Source organism: Halobellus ruber (assembly GCF_014212355.1).
Lineage (GTDB): Archaea > Halobacteriota > Halobacteria > Halobacteriales > Haloferacaceae > Haloquadratum > Haloquadratum rubrum.
The window spans coordinates 668,656-687,083 of the sequence record NZ_JACKXD010000001.1 but is presented as its reverse complement, the minus strand read 5'-3'; the positions used below and the strand labels follow the sequence as shown (position 1 = coordinate 687,083).

Annotated in this window: 19 protein-coding genes and 1 pseudogene; 10 read left to right on the top strand and 10 right to left on the bottom strand. The window is 62.1% G+C overall.

What is annotated here, in order from left to right; all coding sequences use genetic code 11:
* The first annotated feature begins 55 nt into the window (after nucleotides 1-55).
* The gene (locus H5V44_RS03580; protein WP_185191743.1) at nucleotides 56-1,558 is read left to right on the top strand and encodes a PAS domain-containing protein; all 1,503 of its coding nucleotides are present in this window, start codon (nucleotides 56-58) and stop codon (nucleotides 1,556-1,558) included.
* 20 nt (nucleotides 1,559-1,578) lie between these two features.
* The gene (locus tag H5V44_RS03575) at nucleotides 1,579-3,837 is read left to right on the top strand and encodes a PAS domain S-box protein (protein ID WP_185191742.1); all 2,259 of its coding nucleotides are present in this window, start codon (nucleotides 1,579-1,581) and stop codon (nucleotides 3,835-3,837) included.
* Between the two features lie 221 nt (nucleotides 3,838-4,058).
* On the opposite strand, the gene H5V44_RS03570 is transcribed toward H5V44_RS03575, so the two are convergent.
* From H5V44_RS03570 to H5V44_RS03560, 3 genes are all read right to left on the bottom strand, one after another.
* Nucleotides 4,059-4,196, bottom strand: coding sequence for a hypothetical protein (locus H5V44_RS03570; RefSeq protein ID WP_185191741.1), 138 nt, complete (start codon nucleotides 4,194-4,196; stop codon nucleotides 4,059-4,061).
* Nucleotides 4,197-4,224: 28 nt separating this feature from the next.
* Nucleotides 4,225-4,713: a type II toxin-antitoxin system death-on-curing family toxin gene (locus H5V44_RS03565; RefSeq protein ID WP_185191740.1), complete on the bottom strand. Its 489-nt coding sequence runs from the start codon at nucleotides 4,711-4,713 to the stop codon at nucleotides 4,225-4,227.
* A gap of 238 nt (nucleotides 4,714-4,951) precedes the next feature.
* Nucleotides 4,952-5,743 (bottom strand): hypothetical protein, encoded by a 792-nt coding sequence (locus H5V44_RS03560; protein ID WP_185191739.1) that lies wholly within the window; start codon nucleotides 5,741-5,743, stop codon nucleotides 4,952-4,954.
* Between the two features lie 118 nt (nucleotides 5,744-5,861).
* Between H5V44_RS03560 and H5V44_RS03555 the strand changes: the two genes are divergently transcribed.
* A complete protein-coding gene (locus tag H5V44_RS03555) occupies nucleotides 5,862-6,419 on the top strand; it encodes a hypothetical protein (protein ID WP_185191738.1) in 558 nt (185 codons plus the stop codon).
* 353 nt (nucleotides 6,420-6,772) lie between these two features.
* Here H5V44_RS03555 and H5V44_RS03550 read toward each other — a convergent pair whose 3' ends face one another.
* Nucleotides 6,773-7,372 (bottom strand): hypothetical protein, encoded by a 600-nt coding sequence (locus H5V44_RS03550; RefSeq protein ID WP_185191737.1) that lies wholly within the window; start codon nucleotides 7,370-7,372, stop codon nucleotides 6,773-6,775.
* A gap of 249 nt (nucleotides 7,373-7,621) precedes the next feature.
* On the opposite strand from H5V44_RS03550, the gene H5V44_RS03545 reads away from it, so the two are divergent.
* From H5V44_RS03545 to H5V44_RS03530, 4 genes and pseudogenes are all read left to right on the top strand, one after another.
* Nucleotides 7,622-7,903: a DUF433 domain-containing protein gene (locus tag H5V44_RS03545; protein WP_185191736.1), complete on the top strand. Its 282-nt coding sequence runs from the start codon at nucleotides 7,622-7,624 to the stop codon at nucleotides 7,901-7,903.
* Nucleotides 7,903-8,244 carry a DUF5615 family PIN-like protein gene (locus H5V44_RS03540; protein WP_185191735.1) on the top strand — a complete coding sequence of 114 codons (342 nt, stop codon included), beginning with the start codon at nucleotides 7,903-7,905 and terminating at the stop codon, nucleotides 8,242-8,244. The genes H5V44_RS03545 and H5V44_RS03540 overlap by 1 nt, the downstream gene beginning before the upstream one ends.
* A gap of 225 nt (nucleotides 8,245-8,469) precedes the next feature.
* Nucleotides 8,470-8,829: a hypothetical protein gene (locus tag H5V44_RS03535; RefSeq protein WP_185191734.1), complete on the top strand. Its 360-nt coding sequence runs from the start codon at nucleotides 8,470-8,472 to the stop codon at nucleotides 8,827-8,829.
* Nucleotides 8,829-9,151, top strand: a pseudogene (locus tag H5V44_RS03530) (hypothetical protein). Before H5V44_RS03535 ends, H5V44_RS03530 begins: the two are co-directional and overlap by 1 nt.
* Nucleotides 9,152-9,511: 360 nt before the next feature.
* Here the strand turns inward: H5V44_RS03530 and H5V44_RS03525 are convergent.
* The 3 genes from H5V44_RS03525 to H5V44_RS03515 all read right to left on the bottom strand — a co-directional run bounded on the left by H5V44_RS03525 (nucleotide 9,512) and on the right by H5V44_RS03515 (nucleotide 11,970).
* Nucleotides 9,512-10,003 (bottom strand): DUF3368 domain-containing protein, encoded by a 492-nt coding sequence (locus H5V44_RS03525; protein WP_185191733.1) that lies wholly within the window; start codon nucleotides 10,001-10,003, stop codon nucleotides 9,512-9,514.
* The gene (locus tag H5V44_RS03520) at nucleotides 9,993-10,238 is read right to left on the bottom strand and encodes a UPF0175 family protein (RefSeq protein ID WP_185191732.1); all 246 of its coding nucleotides are present in this window, start codon (nucleotides 10,236-10,238) and stop codon (nucleotides 9,993-9,995) included. The genes H5V44_RS03525 and H5V44_RS03520 overlap by 11 nt, the downstream gene beginning before the upstream one ends.
* A gap of 346 nt (nucleotides 10,239-10,584) precedes the next feature.
* Entirely contained in the window at nucleotides 10,585-11,970 is a 1,386-nt protein-coding gene (locus H5V44_RS03515) for an NAD(P)/FAD-dependent oxidoreductase (protein ID WP_185191731.1), read from the bottom strand.
* A 217-nt stretch (nucleotides 11,971-12,187) separates the two neighbouring features.
* Between H5V44_RS03515 and H5V44_RS03510 the strand changes: the two genes are divergently transcribed.
* The 3 genes from H5V44_RS03510 to H5V44_RS03500 are packed head-to-tail and all read left to right on the top strand — an operon-like array spanning nucleotide 12,188 to nucleotide 15,121.
* Nucleotides 12,188-13,129 (top strand): extracellular solute-binding protein, encoded by a 942-nt coding sequence (locus H5V44_RS03510; protein WP_185191730.1) that lies wholly within the window; start codon nucleotides 12,188-12,190, stop codon nucleotides 13,127-13,129.
* Nucleotides 13,130-13,157: 28 nt separating this feature from the next.
* Nucleotides 13,158-13,973 (top strand): ABC transporter permease, encoded by an 816-nt coding sequence (locus H5V44_RS03505; RefSeq protein ID WP_185191729.1) that lies wholly within the window; start codon nucleotides 13,158-13,160, stop codon nucleotides 13,971-13,973.
* Nucleotides 13,970-15,121, top strand: coding sequence for an ATP-binding cassette domain-containing protein (locus H5V44_RS03500; RefSeq protein ID WP_185191728.1), 1,152 nt, complete (start codon nucleotides 13,970-13,972; stop codon nucleotides 15,119-15,121). Before H5V44_RS03505 ends, H5V44_RS03500 begins: the two co-directional genes overlap by 4 nt.
* On the opposite strand, the gene H5V44_RS03495 is transcribed toward H5V44_RS03500, so the two are convergent.
* From H5V44_RS03495 to H5V44_RS03485, 3 genes are all read right to left on the bottom strand, one after another.
* Entirely contained in the window at nucleotides 15,122-15,913 is a 792-nt protein-coding gene (locus H5V44_RS03495) for an endonuclease III domain-containing protein (protein WP_185191727.1), read from the bottom strand. It lies immediately after the preceding gene.
* A gap of 85 nt (nucleotides 15,914-15,998) precedes the next feature.
* Complete coding sequence (locus H5V44_RS03490) at nucleotides 15,999-17,024, bottom strand: DUF7350 domain-containing protein (protein WP_185191726.1); 1,026 nt, start codon at nucleotides 17,022-17,024, stop codon at nucleotides 15,999-16,001.
* 79 nt (nucleotides 17,025-17,103) lie between these two features.
* Entirely contained in the window at nucleotides 17,104-18,357 is a 1,254-nt protein-coding gene (locus H5V44_RS03485) for an outer membrane protein assembly factor BamB family protein (protein ID WP_185191725.1), read from the bottom strand.
* Nucleotides 18,358-18,428: the final 71 nt, after the last annotated feature.

Sequence of the window (18,428 nt, the reverse complement as noted above, 5' to 3'; positions counted from 1 at the left end):
AAGGGGATATATAACTGGGTAATAGTTAGTAAGACGCAGTTGATAGGCTAAAAGAATGTCACCGAATCCTGGCATCACTGGAGCAGGCGCTCGCTCCGATGACGATACGCTGCCGATCGGTGAATCAACGATTCTTCTGTTTTTAGAATCCGGACGGGACCGGGAGTTGTTGATCGAAGCACTCGGTGAAACGTACGACGTGGAGACGGCGACCGACGTAGAAGCGCTCGATATGTCGTTTGACTGTTGTATATTCGGTAAACACGAATTCAACAGAGTCGCTGGGACTGTCCAGTCCAAACGAGATCGGTCCAGCCCTGTCTTTCTGCCGTTCGTCCTGTTAGCCGATGGGAGTGCGGCGGGCGAACTGACACACGCCTGGGAGTATGTCGATGACATTATCGAACTGCCCGTAGACAAGGCAGCGTTACACGCCCGAATCGAGAATTTAGTTCAACGGCGACAGACGGCGATGCGACTCGCCGAGCGTGAAGAGCAGCTACAAGAGACGGTCGAGGACTTACGACTGAAAGAGCAGGCGATGGATAAAGCCCCGGTGGGGATTACGATCGGTGAACGACGCGGGGATGAGATACCGCTCATATATGCCAACGAACGGTTTGAAGAACTCACTGGCTACAGTTTGAACGTACTCGGGGAGGACTGCCGGTTTCTCCAGGGCGAAGAGACGGATCCGGAGACGGTCGCTGAGATCCGGCAAGCACTCCAGACAGAGGAGCCAGTCTCGGTTGATATTCTGAACTACCGGCAGAACGGGCAAAAGTTCTGGAACAAACTCGATATCGCTCCCATCCACGATGAAGACGAGCTTGTTACGAACTACGTTGGGTTTCAAACGGAGATCACCGACCGGAAGCTGCGGGAACTCCGTCTCCAAGTGTTGAATCGCGTGCTCAGTCACAACCTGCGGAACAAAATGAACGTCATCGAAGGCTATCTTTCTCTGCTCCGTGACGAGCTTGACGATGCCGAGCCACCGCAGGAAATCACGGAAATCGAACGAACCGCAGCCGATCTGATAGGACTGGCTGAGGCAGTTCGGAAATCCCAGCAGACGCTTGATTCCCAAGCAGAGCCGATTGAACTATTCGAGCGGATGGTACAACTGATGAACGCGTTCGAAGAACGGTATCCGCAGACGGATTTTGAACTCACACTACCCGCGAATGATCCGTGTGAAGTGACTGTCAGCGGGCTATTGACTGCTATCGAAGAGGCCGTCGAGAACGCAGTCAAACACAACGACAACCCGGAGCCATCGGTTGCGGTGACGGTTGATCGGCGCTCAAGCGACTGGGTCGAGATCGAGATCACTGATAACGGCCCCGGGATTCCGTCCAACGAACTCGAAGTTCTGGACCGAGGGGAAACAGCTCTAAAACACGCGGACCGGTTAGGCATCTGGCTTATCTACTGGGTGGTAAACAAAGCCGGGGGAGAGTTTTCGGTTTCCAGAGGGGACTCGGACACGACGACGGTACAGTTGTCCGTTCCGACAGGCGGGTCACCTGATCCGTCTGCTGGCAAGGAACGGTAAGCCGCCGGATTTACGCACGAATGACGCGAGATATCCACGTTCTACACGTCGAAAGCGATTCACAGTTCACCGAGCTCACTGCGGCGTACTTACAACAGGAAATTGAGACGATAGCGCTGTCCACGGAAACACGAGCTACTGACGCACTCACCAGTCTCAGGCAGGCAGACACGGACGTCGACTGTATCGTCAGCGCGTATGATTTCCCCGGGATGAACGGCGTTGAGTTCCTCAGAGCTGTACGCGAGGACTATCCCCGGCTTCCGTTCATTCTGTTTACTGGGAAGGGCAGCGAGTCCGTGGCAAGCGAAGCACTCGCGGCTGATGCAACTGACTACTTACAGAAACAGAAAGGGACTGAACAGTATCACCTGCTGGCAAATCGGATCCGGAATGCCGTCCAACAGTACCGGGAGTCCAAGGACCGACAGAAAGCCGAACACTACCGGCAGAGACTGTACGAGATCGCATCTGACACGGAGCTACGTTTCGACAGGAAAACCAAGCGGCTACTTGAACTTGGGTGTGAACGACTCGGGGTCGAAAACGGACACGTCACACGGATCGACCGGCACACGAACCGACACGAAATCAGGATCGCTGCCGGCTCCGATTTCGTACAGCCCGGCACTACTTCGGACCTATCCGAGACGTACTGCCAGCGGACGATTTCGGAAGATACCATCCTGACGGTCTATGATGCGGTGGAACGCGGCTGGGAGAACGAACCGGCGTATGAGCGGTGGGGCATCGGCTGTTATATCGGCGGAAAGATCGAGGTCGGTGGTGATCTTTACGGCACGGTCTGTTTCGTCGACCAGCATCCCAAATCCGGCCCGTTCACTGAACGAGAACGGACGTTCGTTGATCTCCTCACGCGATGGTTGAGTCACTTGGTTGAACAACGACAGCGGAACCACGAGGCCGAGCGCTACAGGCGGTTGTTCGAGAACCTTCCCGTCGGCGTGTTCCGGACGACGCTCGATGGCGAGATTGTCAGGGCGAACGGAACGGTACTGGACGTTTACAACGCGGAGTCAGATGAGCAACTGCGTCAAGCGGGGGCGCAGGTGCTGTACGTAGACGCCTCAGACCGCGAACGGCTACTCGAAGAGATCCGAAAGACGGGGCAGATCAAAAGCAAGGTGTTGGAAGTCGAAACCCCGGATGGTGAAAAGCGGGCTGTTCGTACGTCGCTCACGCTGGTAGAGGAAGATGGGACGCAGTATCTTGAGGGGGTCGTTCAGGACGTAACCCGCCGGCGGGAGCTTGAGCGGGAGTGCGAACGGATCAAAGCGATCGCTGAGTCGCTGAACGATCCGGCGTACGTGGTTGACGAGAACGGACGATTCACATACGTAAACGACGAATTTGTACGGCTAGTCGGATACCCCGAAGACGAAATCATTGGGAGTACTCCCGCGCTGATCAAGGATGAAGACGCAGTAGACGAGACGGAGCGCCAACTGGGGCAGCTCCTCTCGAGTGACGGCCCGGATACGGTGACGTTCGAGGTGATGATCCGGCCCCAGGACGGCGATCCGGTTCTCTGTGAGGATCGTATGGAGGTTCTGCCGGACGAGGGGGATACGTTCAACGGGTCCGTCGGGATGTTGCGTGATATTTCGGAACGGAAGCGTCGTGAGCGGGCACTGCGTCGGGAGCGGGACGGACTTGACGAGTTTGCGAGCGTCGTCAGTCACGACCTCCGAAACCCACTAAACGTGGCCACTGGACGGCTGAGGATCGTGCAAGACGAGTGCGACAGTCGACATCTGGACGATATTGAGGACGCATTAGGTCGGATGGATGAATTGATTGATGATCTGTCGACGTTAGCTCGTGACGGTCAGCAGGTAGCTGATACTGAGCCGGTTGCCCTCGCGGAGATCTCGAACGACTGCTGGGCGAACGTCGAGAGTCCCGGTGCATCGCTTCGTGTTGAAACCGACCGGACGATTCGGTGTGACTTGAATCGTCTCGGGCAACTGTTTGAGAACCTCTATCGAAATGCAATCGAACACGGGGGGTCGGACGTGACAGTGACAGTCGGTGAGTTGGATGAAGGGTTTTATATAGAAGACGATGGGTCCGGGGTCCCGGACGGAAAGCGAGACCAGGTGCTCGACTCGGGGTTCTCGACGGCAACTACCGGTACCGGGTTTGGCCTCGGTACTGTCCAGCAAGTCGTAGAATCACACGGCTGGAGGATCGATCTGACTGAGGGGAAGGAAGGTGGTGCCCGGTTTGAGATAACCGGTGTCGAATTCGTCAACTGATGTGCTGTAACCGACGGTGATAGCTCGTTCTCCACGAAGCGGCTCCGGCAGCGGTTCCTCCACAAAACAAACGAAATATAGTAGCGTTTGCAACTGGTTGCACGTCCGATCGCACGCCATCGTGCGATCGAGTGAGCGAAGACTTGCGAACGCTACTATAGTAGGTCCGGTGAAACTGGAACGTTCCGCGACCAAGGCTGAAAACCGGATCGACAGGTGAGTTACTCGTCCTCGAGGGCGTCGTAAATTTCGCGGTGTTCGTCCCGGTCGGACTCGGCGACACGGAGTACGAGTTCGCGCCGGATATCCGCCATAACGTCGTCGAGTGGCGTTGTTTCACCCGTTTGTTCTTCCGTCATCGTAACTGTGTCTTGTCCGTGGGCGCGGTTAATCGTTCGGGTCCGACGACTCGTGTATCAGTCGTTCGATTCCGTGTCGAACGAGTTCGTCTCGCCACTGTTCGATCTCTTCGGCTAACTCAATCTCCTCGGAATTCGCTTGGAGGTAGTCGATGACCTGCTCTTCGCTCACCGTCCGTTCGTCCGTACCGAACCGTTTCAGAACGTCTCGGATCTCGTCGTCGTAATCGAATCGATAGCCGTTGAGGAGATAGAACACGGCTACTGTGTTGAGTGCTGTCCGCTTGTTTCCGTCCACGAACGGATGATTGGCAACGAGCAGCCGAAGCAGGTGAAACGCCTTCTCGTGCATCGTTTCGGGGACCGATCCGAAACTTCCTTCTTCGATGTAGTTCAGCGCGAACTCCACGTCACCTCGACTCCGGACACCGCCGCTGGTCTCCGAGTACTCCGAGACGATATCGTCGTGGATATGGACGACATCCTCGACCGACGGATACCAGAGCGAATCGCCCATCCGATAGCGCTGACGGATGCCAGGCGAATGTAGTTTTTCACGCGACGGCTCACTCGACTGGCTTTCCCGTTCAGTTCGAAATGTACGCCCCGGATTATTCTTTATTATCGATAAATATTAAAGTTCTTTCATCTGGCGCACAATATGCCATACACAAGCCCCATACAAATAATCGAGCAATCTTCCAACCTTCGATATAGCATTTCAATTATGTTTCGGAAGCTCGTTCTTGGGTTGGTCAGAGGAACCCGACGAGAGTCACGATGATCCAAAGAATGGCCAGATAGAGAGTTAGGAGGAGAGAGAACGTCCGGAACAATGGAATGAGAATCTCTTTGAGATGCTCCGCGGACGCTCTACCGTATTCCGGCGGATGATAGGTTAGGTTCAGAGTTTTCGGTAGCGCGTCAACTATACCATCAGCATGCCCCGACCCGACAACCGCGAGTACCGTATCGTTCTCCTCAGCCGCGTCAGCGATTCTCTGTGCCATTATCTCGTCCCGATTCTGGTTTCCTGACCTGAACTCCATATTGTACCACCTGAGAAGAAGAACAGGCACAGAGAAACTCACGGCAAGGAAGCCAGCTCCCGCGAGATAGTCCCCCGTTATTAGCCCGACAATCACGCTACTGGGTAAGAGGAGGAAATACAACGAGGCGGAAATCACCCTCATCGTAAACGGGGCGTTCCGTAGTACCTCCGCGTCACTCTCCCGCGTGAAGTACACGTCAGCACCCTGTAGCTCAGCGAAGTCGACGAGAATGTCCTTCGAAACGTAGAGTGGGCTCAGAATATAGAACATTCCCGCTATCGCCTGTTGGAACCACCCCTCCGTAACCCCGTAGTCGCCAGTGTTCTCTGTTCCCTCCAAAACGAGAGCATCGATACCATCTTTCATCAACTCCCGTTCTTTGTCGTGGTCTCCGCGACTACTGTGAATCTCCCCTTTCAGGTGGACTACTGGCTCTGAGTTTGTACTACTATCCTCCTCGATCGTGCCAGTCTTTTTGACGGTGGCTCGACTCATTGCATATATTAACTGACGTACCAGAGAATTATAGAGGCGAGAGGATGACCGCAAAAGGACGTCCAAAATCTATGTCCGTAACCGGACAGAGCCAGTGTCCGCAAGGGGACATCGACCAATGAGCTTGGAAAGTGAGGGTTCTGAGCCCATATCTGATCTTGATGCGAGTCTAAAAACACAGGACAAGCCGATTATTGATGCGTTCTCGCATGCGAAGCATCAAGTACTTCTAACGACGGAAGTAGCCGAGAGAGTCGAATTAAGCGACCGACAGGTGCGTAGACGATTGAAAGACCTTGCGAGCCGAGACATTCTGGGAACTCGAAAACCCGGACGAGATCGACTCTGGTGGCTTAAGCGGGATGTGAGAGAACCTATTACCGCTCAATATCCACTTCTTCGCTTTGCTCGTGATCGTACCGGCGTTCAGCTGTTGCTGGCCGGACTTGGTATCGGGGTAATAGCACTGGTTCTTGTACCTATTGCCTCTCTCACGTATGCGTACAACGTTTCACCACCTTTGATAACAAGGGAAGTATTGCTCCAATGGGGTCTACTCGCAAGCATACTCGCCAGCGGTTTTTTGATCGCCGCTGTCATAGCCGCTATGACTGGCTGGTTACTTCGACGCGCAAACATAGATGTATCTGATCGATTTACTCGAATTTCTGAATGATACCGATGAGTACTAATACTGTTGGCTGTAATTACGTGAAGATTTTCGGCACCCCGGGGTGTCGAAATCCGTCACGCGACTATAGCCGACAGTATAAATACGTGTATCAAGGATTGGTAATGTGTCAGAACACAAAACACTACGAACTGAGGGTATGAAATTGGCTCTTGGAAAGGATTCAATCTTAAACGATGTCGAGAATGACCTCAAGAGATTAGAGTCTGATGGGTGGGAAGTTGTAGATTCAATGTCCTCCAAAGGCACCACTTGTGCCCTCGTTGTTAAACGAGATTAATATACCCTCAGTTTGGCGCTTCAGGGGGAACCCCTCGTCAAGCATTGAACTCAGGAGTTTAAATCGACTCAGTATCAACACCTCTCGACTCACAGAACTCATCAAAAGCGGATCTCCGCGTCACTTTCGCTTTCTCCCCCGGAGCATCTCTACTGATGAACCCACCCAGATCAGGGTGTTCGAGTAGTTTTGCGTGGTGCGAAACAACACTGTAATCGAGATCAGTCTCCTTCGCCACTTTGTACAGATCAACGAATGGGATAAGATCACCATCCATCTCACAAGCTTCGGACAGCGCCTTGAGAATCTGTGCCTGTGACTTGTGAGACAACTTAGCGGCCTGACTCCGAGCGTCAATGGGTTCTTGCTGTGTAGCGGCTATCTCTCCGACCTCGCTTTGGTACTCATCGAGCTTCCGGTTCAGCTTCGCAATCTCCTCCGCGTATTCTGGCTCATCTCGATGTTGCTCTTGAAATGCTTCCATTCCAAGTTCGACGAGCTCGGCCACACCCTCGGTCCACTTTGACCCACCATCAGACCGTTCGAGAGCCATCTCCTCGATGATGAACTCGGCCAGTTCCTCCTTCGTCAGGTCAACCTTCCGTGACGGCCCGAAGTAGACCTCTACCCGGCGATCATCGTAGTCACGCGGAGGCATCGAACACGCACCTCCAGAGATTATAAATAATATCGTTAGTATTCATCCCGATACTCAGCCCGTTTTGGTTATAAGCGAATTGTGCCGTATACGGCCAATAGAAGCCGGTATACGCGGTTTTATACCGGTAAGTGATGATTGTCGCCCGGAACACTACGGGGCGAGTTTCTACTAGTAGGCTCGGTGGAAGTGAAATCGGACGGAAATCTAGTCCAGACGTTCAAGTATGATGGCAGCGTAGCGTACAGTATGAGCCAGGTGACGAGACGTATCGTGCGGGAACTCCACGACGAGCCACATCTCGAAGGCCGACGGATTACTGTTCAGTTCCTCAAAGAACAAGTCGAAGAGCGGGGGCTCTCCCCGAGAACGGTTGCCGATCGCCACGACCTCGATGTGGCCGATGTCTATCGGGCGCTCACCTACTATCATGACCATCCTGAGGAGATGCGGACGATCGAACGCCAGCGGCAATCCGCGATCGAAGAACACGACCACTTGACGACCGATCCCGACAGTGTGCGTGACTAATGGGGTATCGCATCCTCGCTGACGAAAACGTCGAGCGGGCGACGATCAACTACCTGCGGAAACTCGGTCACGATGTCGAATGGATCGGCGATATCAAAGAACTCGGCCTCGGGGCTGACGATGGATCGATCGCTACGTACGGACGCGAGACAGACCGCCTCATTCTCACGCAAGATGACGACTTCTTCACCCAACTGGATAGTGGGGATACTGCTGGCATTCCTTTCCAGAAAGATCAGACGCTTTCGGCCCAGGAGGTCGGGGACATCGTACACGAACTCTCCGAATACATATGCCAGTCCGAAGTGACGCTCGAATACGTGAGTCGGAACTGGCTATAGAGCACCCTTGCATTGAATATCCGAAATGTACGCCCGGAACACTACCGAACGAGTTTCTACTAGTAGGCTCGGCGAAAGTGAACTGATACTGTCGGCTATCGTCGCGTGACGGATTTCGGCACCCGGGGGTGTGGAAAATCTTCACGTAGTTATAGCCGACAGTATGAGTAGCAACGACTTCGGCACAGCAGTACATTCATCACTCCAGTACGCTAAGTACATTATATGCCAGTTCGCATTGAAGAGTTCGAAGCGGGGGACCTGCCAGATGATCCAAGCGTTCCCGAGCAGGCACTCGCCTACCTATATGCGAATCGAGACAGGGCGTTCACCCGTTCGGAGATTGCGACCGGAGTCGAGGAAGCTCCGAACACGGTTGGAACCGCGCTCTCCCGGTTGAAGCAGCGTGACCTCGTCCGACACAAAGGGGAATACTGGGCGATAACGGAGGATCTGGATCGAGTAAAGGACGCGTACAGTCTCCACACCGTAACCGAACAACTCGACGATGAGGACGGTGGTATCGACCCGGACGAATGGGACGCGGTCGCTCCGGACGAACCACACCCGAGTGAACGGAACTGATGCAACCGGAGCGAGGAGATGTCGTTCGGATCCGTTCAAACTGGGCGAGGAGCGCCAGCGTCCGTGGTTGATCGTCAACAACAGTTCGCACCCGTTCGGCGACGAGCAGTTCCTCGCGGTCGCTATCTCTACCAAGGAGTACAGCGACTCGATTGCGATGGACTCCAACGTATGGGAAGTCGGTGGTGTTCCGCGCGAGTCTTTCGTCTCCCCGTGGGCAGTCCACTCGCCACGGATCGAAGATCCGGTAGCGTGGCAGGGCCGTGTTACTGAGGAGTTCATCGATGCTGTCATCGATGAAATAGAGACGTATCTCCGGTAGATCCGAAATGTACGCCCGAAACACTACCGGACGAGTTTCTACTAGTAGGCTCGGTGGAAGTCACACAGCCAACATCCGGCGACCGAGCGGTCCGAAGGACCCGGTAGGTCGCCGGTTCACTCGCCGAAGGCGAGGCCAAGGAAGGGGCGAAGTCCCTGACGCAGGCTTTTGGCCGAGCTTTTGCAAGCGAGCAGCGCGGGACGCTCCGCGTCCCGCTGGCCGTACGGGCGACTCGTGGGTCGCCCGTACGACGAAGCGAGCGCTGCAAAAGGTCGAAGTGTACGCCCGGAACACTACCGGACGAGTTTCTACTAGTAGGGTCGGTGGACGTGGAATCGGCCTCGTCGGCGGACAGAACCGCTATTTGTTCACTTCCGAGAGAGCGCGTGAATAGAGGTCGTCGGAAATCCAGAAGCCTGCTTCGCGGAGGGCATCGAGTTCCTGCTCCAAATCTACCGAATCGATTTTCGCTCCGCGGAGTAGAATGCCGATGACGCCGGTAACCTCCAAGTCGTGTCTGCGGGCGACGCGTCGTCCGTCCCGCTCGTCGAGCAAAACGAGGTCGGCCCCGTGTTCGACCGCGTAGCAGATCGCCGCCGTCTCTCCGAGATCGAGTTCGTGGGAGACTTCGACGAACAGGTCCGAGCGCTCTACCTCAACGATGGTTAGGAAATCGTCGTCTCGCAACTCTCGGAGTGCGTCCAGGCCGTCTTCTCCCTCGGTGAGTTCGTCCCAGACGCGGCGCGGGACGGTGACGGCGGAGAACTGCGTTCTGAGAAGGTCGAGCCGGTCGATGAGTGCGAGGTTCAGAAGAGGCGAGGTGTTCGAGACAACAACTCCGCTATTCGGCATACTCGAGATCTTCTTCGAGTTCCCGTTCGCCGTAGTGGCGGGGAATCTCGCGCTCCCCGAGGAGTTTCTGGAACTCCGCTTTCGACATCTCCGCCAGCGAACGCGCCTTCCCGAAGGAGAGAACGTCACGGGCGTACAGCGAGACCGCCAACTCCCGCTTCATCGCGGACGAGCGCTCACCCTCCGGGAGCTGTAGCGCCTCGTACACGTCGTTGTCGATCTCTATCGTCGCCATATCCGAGATACGTGTACGCGATTCTTGAGTGTTTGGCCGCGGATTCCCGACGGACGACGTTCAAAGCAAGTGCTCGAAGCGGTCGAAGTGTACGCCCGGAACACTAACGGCCGGCCTCATCCCGAGGCGGCGTGCCGCGTCGGCCGGGAAACCCTCGTGTCGGGCGGTCCGTCTTTCGGGCGCGGACGGTCCACGGTGTCGCACACCCGGGTTCGCCGTCGTGTCATCGCTCCCGTGACGGGAGAACTCGGACGGGGACTGAGGGTGCGCACCGCACCTTTGATGCCGAGCCTCAAGATCGTTCCGAGGGCGCGAGAAACCGACGCCGCAGGCGGCGCCCGAGCGCCTACACCACGTAGTCGGTCTCGGGAATCTGGACGTAGCGGCCGTTTCTGGCGGCGAACTTCGCGCGCTTGTAGCTCGCGACCAGTCGCGCCGCGCCGAACCCCGCGCGGATGTTCTTCGCCTTCAGGATGCTGTACCCGCCGCCGCTGTCGAGGAGTTTCCGGGCCGTCGCGAACGCCCAATCCCAGTCGTCGGGGTGGTAGTCACGGACGACATCCGCCATTGCGACGTTCCGGAGCACCTCGTCGCCGACCGCGGCCTTCCAGCGGTCGTTGTACGCTGTGAGGTCGCCCGTGGCGGCGAGTTCCCCCGCGATCGCACCCGTCCTGACTGCGGTGTGGTCGCCGCCCTCGTGGAACGCCGAGGTCGACCCCATCGCGCCGCCGACGACCGCGATCCCCGCCGCAGTCGGCGAGTCGATCGGGCGGGTCGAGGAGATGGCGTAGGTCTCGGTTCCGTCGGACTTCCCGCGGTCCTCCACGACCGGGAAGTCCGATTCGACGTCGTACTCGTCGCCGTACTCCTGCTCGAGCAGGCGGCGGATGTACTCGCTGCCCTGGGGCACCCGGTCGTCGTCCGGATTCAAAAGCGGGTAGGCGTCCCGGTCCGAAACGTCGTCGAGACTCAGGCCGATCGGCATCGTGAGGCCGATGCGGGCGACGTTGTCGTCGTTCGGGAAGATCCAGGGGTAGGCGGTGTGACCCGGCATATGCCCCCACCAGAACTTGATCGCACCGGCGACCTCCTCGAAGACCGGGTCGGGGAGGCGGCGGTGCTCCTGGTAGGCGATGTGGTTGGTCTCGCGGGTCGAGAGCCGATCGGTGACGTCGAAGGGGAGATACTCGTCCAACACCCCGGAGGTGACCTGCCGCTGTGGCCCGTCGGCGAGGATCAGAACCTCGGCGCCGACCTGCTCGCCGCTTGCGAGTTCGAGGCGGTGTCGGGGGCCCTCCGACCGATCGAGATCCGTCTCGACGTTGCGGACCGACGCGCCGGTGCGGTACGTCGCCCCGACCTCGACGGCGCGGTCCCGGAGGAAGTCGTCGAACCGCGCCCGCTGCATACAGAACCCGAAGTGATCGTACGAGGAACTGATGCCGGTCGACCGCATCGTGAGCGACTCGTTCGGTCCGATGAACTCCGCGCGGTCGAGTTCACCGAGCACGACGTCGTCGGGCATCTCGTCGGGGTGAATGTCCATAATGTCGACCCAGTAGTCGAGGATCCCCGCCGCGTCCGTGGAGTCCGGCCCCAGTCGGTCCGGCCGGTCCGCCCGCGGCACCCCCTTCTCCAGGACGACCGCCGACGCGCCGGCCGAGGCGGCGCCGTGTGCGGCCGACGACCCCGCGGGGCCGCCGCCGACGACAGCAACGTCGAATCGCTCCATATGGCTACACCGTCTCCGGGTCGGTATTATACTGTCGGACGGCCACAGGGCACGGTCCCGGCCGGCGCGGCAGGTGAGATCGACCGCAGCGTTCACGCCCAAAGCACGGCCGCATCGAGGCTGGCAGGAGAGGTCGATACCGACGGGCGGGGAAACCACTTTCAGTTTCATACAAAACGAAAAGTAATCAGTATTGGCGACCTATTGTTAGCCCGAGATGGTTGCATCGGACGGCGGGCCACACCGCACCCGACGGGAGTTCCTCGCCGCGGGAACGGCGGCAGCGTTCGGCGGCGTCGCCGGGTGTCTGGGCGGCGGTACCCGCGCGGTCAGCGTGCTGTCGGCCGGGAGCCTCGCGCGGACCTTCGAGGAGCACGTCGGGCCGGCGTTCGAATCGGAGACGGGGATCGAACTCCGGGGGGAGTACCACGGCACCAACGCCCTGATCCGGATGATCGAAGAGCGGACGAAGGTCCCGGACGTGATCGTGAGCGCCGACGCAACCTTGCTACGGGACCGGCTCTACGGATCGGTCACCGACTGGGACGTCGAGTTCGCCGCAAACAGCCTCGGAATCGGATACGACACCCGGACCCGAACGGGCCGCCGCATCGCCGACGGTGACCCGTGGTACGAGGTGGCTCCGGACGCCGACCCCGGCGACGTCGCGATCGCGGATCCCGACCTCGACCCGCTGGGCTACCGGGCGGTGCAGGCCCTCGAGTTGGCCGGGCGGGCCCACGACCGTCCGAATCTGAAGGCGGACCTGCTCGATGCCGTCTACCGCGAGCCCAAGGAGCCACAGCTACTGACGGGCGTCACGACGGGATCGCGGGCGGCCGCGGTCGTCTACCGGAACATGGCCGTCGACCACGGGATCGCGTTCGCCGAGTTCCCCGACGAGTACAACTTCGCGGATCCCGACCTGGCGGACCACTACGCCACGGCCGAATACACCACCGACGATGGGTACACCGCGGTCGGACGGCCGATCCTCTACAACGTCACCGTGTGCGACGGCGCCGACGCGACGGCGGCGGGCCGCCGGCTCGTTGAGTTTCTCGTCGACAACCTCGACCGGCTGACCGCCGCTGGACTCTCCGTTGACGAGCGGTTTCCGCGGACCGTCGGCGACACCCCGGAGGCGATCGACCTGTGACCGTCGCGGACTGGTGGGGTGACTGCGGGTGAGCGGCGACCCTCCCTCGTCGGTGACGCGGCTCCGGCGTCCCGAACTGCTCGTGCCGGCGCTTCTCGGCGGGCTGTTGGTGGTGTACGTGCTCGTCCCGTTCGTGGCGTTCCTCTCGCGGACGAGGACCGCCGGGATCGTCGCCGGCCTGTCGGAGCCGGGGGCACGGACCGCGATACGGAACTCGCTTCTCACGGCGCCGGTCTCGACCGCAGTCGCGACGGTGTCGGGCGTGCCCCTGGCGTACGTCCTCGCACGCCGGTCGTTCCCCGGGAAACGGGTAGTCGAGTCACTCGTCGTGTTGCCGCTGGTGCTCCCACCGGTCGTCGGCGGGGCGATGCTGCTGACCGCCGTGGGCCGGTTCACGCCGATCGGAAGCGTCGCGGCGGCGGCGGGGGTACCGCTGACGGGCAGTCTCCTCGGCGTCGTCCTCGCGCAGACGTTCGTGGCCGCCCCGTTCGTCGTCGTCACCGCTCGCGCGGGGTTCGGCGCGATCGACGAGCGCTTAGAGCGGGCGTCGCGGTCGCTGGGGTACGGCCCGCTTGCGACGTTCCGGAACGTCTCGCTCCCCCTCGCCCGTGGGTCGATCCTCGCCGGGGTCGTCCTGACGTTCGCGCGGGCCGTCGGCGAGTTCGGCGCGACGATGATGGTGGCGTACAACCCGCGAACGATGCCAACCCGGATCTGGGTCGACTTCATCACCGGCGGGATCGACGAGATCGTCCCGGTCGCGGTGGCGCTGCTCGTCGTCGCGCTCGGGGTCCTGACCGCGGTCCAGCGGGTCGGGCGCGTCCCGACGGTGGTCGACCAGTGATCCTCGAACTCGACGGAGTCACCCACCGATACGGCGAGGACCTGGCAGTCGAGAACGTCTCCCTCGGCGTCGAATCGGGGACGCTCGTCGGCGTGCTGGGCCCGAGCGGGTGCGGCAAGACCACGCTGGTCCGGGCGATCGCGGGCCACCTCCGTCCGACGGCCGGGCGCGTCCGCCTCCGCGGCGTGGACGTCACCGACGACCCGCCGGAGTCACGCCGCATCGGCCTGGTGTTTCAGGAACCGACGCTGTATCCGCATATGAGCGTCGCGGAGAACGTCGCCTACGGCGTGGCGGCACGCGAGGCCGACCCGGAGGGTCGGGACGCCGCCGTCGCGGAGCATCTCGAACTGGTGGGCCTCGCCGACCGGGCGGACGCCGCGCCGCGGAGTCTGAGCGGCGGGCAGCGCCGGCGGGTCGAACTCGCCCGGGCGCTCGCGCCGGAGCCGGATCTGCTGGTTCTCGACGAACCCCTGTCGGCGCTCGACCGGTCGCTGCGGACCCGGCTCCGCGAGGAGATCGGCCGGTTACACCGGAAGACCGGGGTGGCGACGCTGTTCGTCACCCACGATCAGACTGACGCGTTGGCGCTCGCCGACCGGCTGGTGGTGATGGCCGAGGGCCGGGTCGCCGCCGCGGGGACGCCCCGGGAACTCTACGAGTCGCCGCCGACGCCGTTCGTCGCCTCCTTTCTGGGCCGCTCGACCACGGTGCGGGGGACGCTCGTCGGCACGTCGCCGCCGCGTGTCGGGGTCGGGGACGGGGAACTCCGCCTCGACGCCGCGGCGACCGAACGGTCCGTCGGCGGGACCGTGACACTCCACGCCCGGCCGCGGACCCTGGGGGTGCGTCCGGTCGGCGACGCCGGGTCGGCTGACGCCGCGGTATCGGACGACGAGTCGGACGCGATGCCGACCCGGTCGCTCCGCGGCGAGGTAACGGGGGTTGCGGATGCGGGTCGGCGGTACGACGTACGCGTCGCGGTCGCTGACGGCGAGGAGGTCGTCGTCGAACGGACGGCCACCCCGCCGTCGGCCGGCGAGGAAGTCGCGGTCGAACTCCCGCCGGGAGCAGTGACGGTGTTCGGCTCTGACTTCGAGGCGTCGGGCGAGTGGGACCCGGACACCGCCCCGGAGCGCCGGAACTGATCAGTCGGCTGCCTCCGCGGGGTCGACGACCGACTCGCCGACCTCGTCGACGCCGACGCGGTCACAACGGTCGTAGAGCGGACACGCCTCCGGGCCGTCGAGACACGCCGGGTTTCGGGCGCTGCAGTACTCGCGGCCGAACTGGATCATCGCGGTGTGGCCGAACCCGCATTTCGTCGCGGGCACGTCCGCCTCCAACCGTGCCCGGACCGCCTCGTGGTCGGCGTCGGCGGGGGCAAGCCCCGTCCGGCGGGCGATCCGGTGGACGTGCGTGTCGACGGGGAAAACGCCCTCACGCCCGCCCGCAAAGAGGAGCACGCAGTCGGCGGTCTTCGGCCCGACCCCGTGGATGTCGAGGAGCGCCTCGCGCACCGTCTCGGGGTCGTCCTCGCGGACGAACTCGTCGAACGCCGCGGCACCGCCGTACGTCCCGCGGATCCGTTCGGCGGCGTCGATGATCACCTCCGACTTCCGGTTGTACAGGCCCGCAGAGGAGATCGTCTCCGCGAGTTCTGACTGCTCGGCGTCGGCCAGGGCGTCCACGAGGTCGCCGTCGCCGTACCGCTCCATCAACGCGTCGTGGGCGGGCTGGGACGCCACGTCGCTCGTGTTCTGCGAGAGGATCGTCCGGACCAGACACTCGAAGGCGTCGGTGCCGCCGTAGGTCTTCTGCCAGTACAACTCGCCGAGTCGGTCGACGACCGCCTCCGCGCGGGTCCCCGCGGTCCCGGGCTCGAACGCCGCGGCGACGGCGTCGTCGCCGGCGATGTTCTCCTGCGGCTCCTCGGACATATTCGGGGCTACGGTCGGGTCGCTCAAAAGCCGTCGGGCCGATCGCAACGAGACCTCCGTCGGGGGCGAGGGACCCGGGGTGACGCTACTCCGCGTCCAGCGTGAACGACGGCATCTCCAGAAACGCGGTCTCGTACCCGACGTGCCGGGCGACCTGCGGGGGGACGTCGACGGCGACCTCGACGTCGCTCGCCGGCGTGAGGCCGGGGACGGCGCGTCCGTAGTGGAATCCGAGTTCGGGGTCGATCGCCGCGTCCAGCCGGACCGGACCGCTCCCCTCGACCGACGCCGAGAGCCCCGCTCCGGGGATGACCAGCCCGTTGTACGGCGTCCGTGCCGAGACGGCGAGGTACGGGTCGGGGCCGAAGCGGTCCGCGGTGACGACGCTGCCTAAGAAGACGGCGTCGCCGCTCGTCCCGCGGCCGAGTTGCGACCCCGGAAGCGGGTCGGGCGCAACGCCCGTCGGGACCGCGTCCATCGACATCGGATCGACGGCGCCGGGCTGGAACCGCCGCTCGTCGAGCTGTCGGTAGGGGATCGCCGAGAGGGCGTCCGCGGAGAACTCGAAGGGGATCGTCGCCTCGGCGGCCCCGTCGAACCGCCCCTCGTAGCCGCCGTACCGCGGGATCGAGAGCCCGCCGACGCTCACGGTCACCTCGTAGGTCCCGTCGCCGTCGAGCGGGAAGTTCGCGCCGTAGTGAAACCCCATCCGCTGTGAGAGCATCGGGTAGATGACCTCCTGGCTCACGAGCTCTCCCTGAGTCCGGATCGCGACCGAGAGGCCGGTGTTCGGCAGCACCAGTTCGGTTTCGGGGTCCCACGGAACGGCCATCAGGTGGACCGTATCGTCGTCCGCGATGTCGACCCGACTCGTCCCGTACCCGTCGCCGTCGCGTTCGACCGTCCAAAAGCGGTGGGGGTACGAGTACGTCAGCCCGACGCGGACGTCGCCGAGCGTGGCCGTCCCCACCATCTCCATCCCCTCGACGTGGTCGGGAACGTAGACGCCCTCCGGCGTCGGGCGCGCGAACAGCCCCGAGACGCCGCCGCACCCGGCGAGCGACGTGATCGCGGCGGTCCCGGCGCCGGCGAGGACCTCGCGGCGGTTCATACGTCGGGGTCGGGCCTCGGTCATAAAGGCGGTTCCGATCGCCGGTGAGCGTCCACCGCGTGGCCCGCTCCGGTTCGCCTTACCCCCCCGTGGCGCCATCGGAGAGAGGAGCGTCCAGCCTGACGACCCGCCCGTCGGCGTACATCACGAGCGCCTCGTGTGCGCCGTCGCCGTCGACGTCCGCGAGCGTGGCGTGGGTGAAGATCGGGACGTCACGGCCGTCGGTCGACAGGACCGCACCGTTCGAGGGGTCGACCAGGGTGACGCTCCCGTCGTTGCCGGCCGCGAGGAGCTCCGGATCCCCGTCGCCGTCGAGGTCACCCAGGTTCGGCGGCGGCATCATCTGGACGCGCTCGGTGACGATCTCGGTCTCCCACTCGGTGTCCCCGGACGCGGCGTCGAGCGCCCGGAGGGTTCCGTCCCGGCTCGTCGCGTACACCTCCGGATCCCCGTCGTCGTCGCCGTCGTCGAACGCGTGGACCGCGCCGAAGGCGCCGATGTTCCGCCGCCACTCGACCCGCCCGGACGCCCCGTTGACCGCGACGACGTCGCCGTCGACCGTCGCGAGGACGGCTTCGAGGGGTCCGTCGCCGTCGGCTTGGCCGTGTGTCCCCCACGTGATCGAGTCGCCCGCTGCGACCGTCCGATTCCACTCGACGGAGCCGTCGCCGGCGAAGAGCGTGGCGTCACCCTCGCGACCGGCAACGAGGAGTTCGGGGTCGCCGTCGGCGTCGAAGTCATCGACGACGGGCTGTGCCCACACGTACTCGTCGAGCGCGGCACGCCAAAGCACCGTCCCGTCGGCACCGAACACGAACACGGTCCCGGTGACGTCGACCGCCACCGTCTCGGAACCGGGCGCCGCCGACAGGTCGGCCACCACTGGCTTGGTGTAGCCGTAATCGGAGAGCCGGTAACGCGACGTGACAGCGCCGGAGCCGGCGTCGAACGTCGTCACCTCCCGTTCGGTCGTCGCCGCGAGCACCTCGGCGGCCCCGTCGCCGTCGACATCGGAAACGGTCGGGTCGGCGACCGAGTGGATGGTGCAGTTCGCCGCCGGGATCTCGTAGTCCCAGATCGGAGTGCCGTTCCCGGCATCCAGCGCGACGAGGGCGCACTCGCCGGTCCCGCCCGTCCCGCTGATCGGGGCGTAGACGCGACCGCCGGCGACCGCGACGGCGTGGTGGTTCGCGGCGATCCCGGTCCCGGTGTCGCTCGTCCACGTCGCCGCGAGCGGCGCGCCGCCCCCGGAGCCGCCGGCGAGACCGAACGCGACGACGCCTCCGAGGAGGAGGGCGACCGCAACGACCGCGGCGAGCGTCGTCGGCTTCACGCCCGTGACTCGGCGCCGAACCCACCTGAGGGCTCCGGTGTGCCGGCGACACTGTCGTCCGCGCCGAGAAC

What these genes read in the sequence shown, in the direction of transcription:
- H5V44_RS03580 (WP_185191743.1), top strand. Translation starts at nt 56, where the DNA reads ATGTCACCGAATCCTGGCATCACTGGAGCAGGCGCTCGCTCCGATGAC.
- H5V44_RS03575 (WP_185191742.1), top strand. Translation starts at nt 1,579, where the DNA reads ATGACGCGAGATATCCACGTTCTACACGTCGAAAGCGATTCACAGTTC.
- H5V44_RS03570 (WP_185191741.1), bottom strand. Translation starts at nt 4,196, where the DNA reads ATGACGGAAGAACAAACGGGTGAAACAACGCCACTCGACGACGTTATG.
- H5V44_RS03565 (WP_185191740.1), bottom strand. Translation starts at nt 4,713, where the DNA reads ATGGGCGATTCGCTCTGGTATCCGTCGGTCGAGGATGTCGTCCATATC.
- H5V44_RS03560 (WP_185191739.1), bottom strand. Translation starts at nt 5,743, where the DNA reads ATGAGTCGAGCCACCGTCAAAAAGACTGGCACGATCGAGGAGGATAGT.
- H5V44_RS03555 (WP_185191738.1), top strand. Translation starts at nt 5,862, where the DNA reads ATGAGCTTGGAAAGTGAGGGTTCTGAGCCCATATCTGATCTTGATGCG.
- H5V44_RS03550 (WP_185191737.1), bottom strand. Translation starts at nt 7,372, where the DNA reads ATGCCTCCGCGTGACTACGATGATCGCCGGGTAGAGGTCTACTTCGGG.
- H5V44_RS03545 (WP_185191736.1), top strand. Translation starts at nt 7,622, where the DNA reads ATGAGCCAGGTGACGAGACGTATCGTGCGGGAACTCCACGACGAGCCA.
- H5V44_RS03540 (WP_185191735.1), top strand. Translation starts at nt 7,903, where the DNA reads ATGGGGTATCGCATCCTCGCTGACGAAAACGTCGAGCGGGCGACGATC.
- H5V44_RS03535 (WP_185191734.1), top strand. Translation starts at nt 8,470, where the DNA reads ATGCCAGTTCGCATTGAAGAGTTCGAAGCGGGGGACCTGCCAGATGAT.
- H5V44_RS03525 (WP_185191733.1), bottom strand. Translation starts at nt 10,003, where the DNA reads ATGCCGAATAGCGGAGTTGTTGTCTCGAACACCTCGCCTCTTCTGAAC.
- H5V44_RS03520 (WP_185191732.1), bottom strand. Translation starts at nt 10,238, where the DNA reads ATGGCGACGATAGAGATCGACAACGACGTGTACGAGGCGCTACAGCTC.
- H5V44_RS03515 (WP_185191731.1), bottom strand. Translation starts at nt 11,970, where the DNA reads ATGGAGCGATTCGACGTTGCTGTCGTCGGCGGCGGCCCCGCGGGGTCG.
- H5V44_RS03510 (WP_185191730.1), top strand. Translation starts at nt 12,188, where the DNA reads ATGGTTGCATCGGACGGCGGGCCACACCGCACCCGACGGGAGTTCCTC.
- H5V44_RS03495 (WP_185191727.1), bottom strand. Translation starts at nt 15,913, where the DNA reads ATGTCCGAGGAGCCGCAGGAGAACATCGCCGGCGACGACGCCGTCGCC.
- H5V44_RS03490 (WP_185191726.1), bottom strand. Translation starts at nt 17,024, where the DNA reads ATGAACCGCCGCGAGGTCCTCGCCGGCGCCGGGACCGCCGCGATCACG.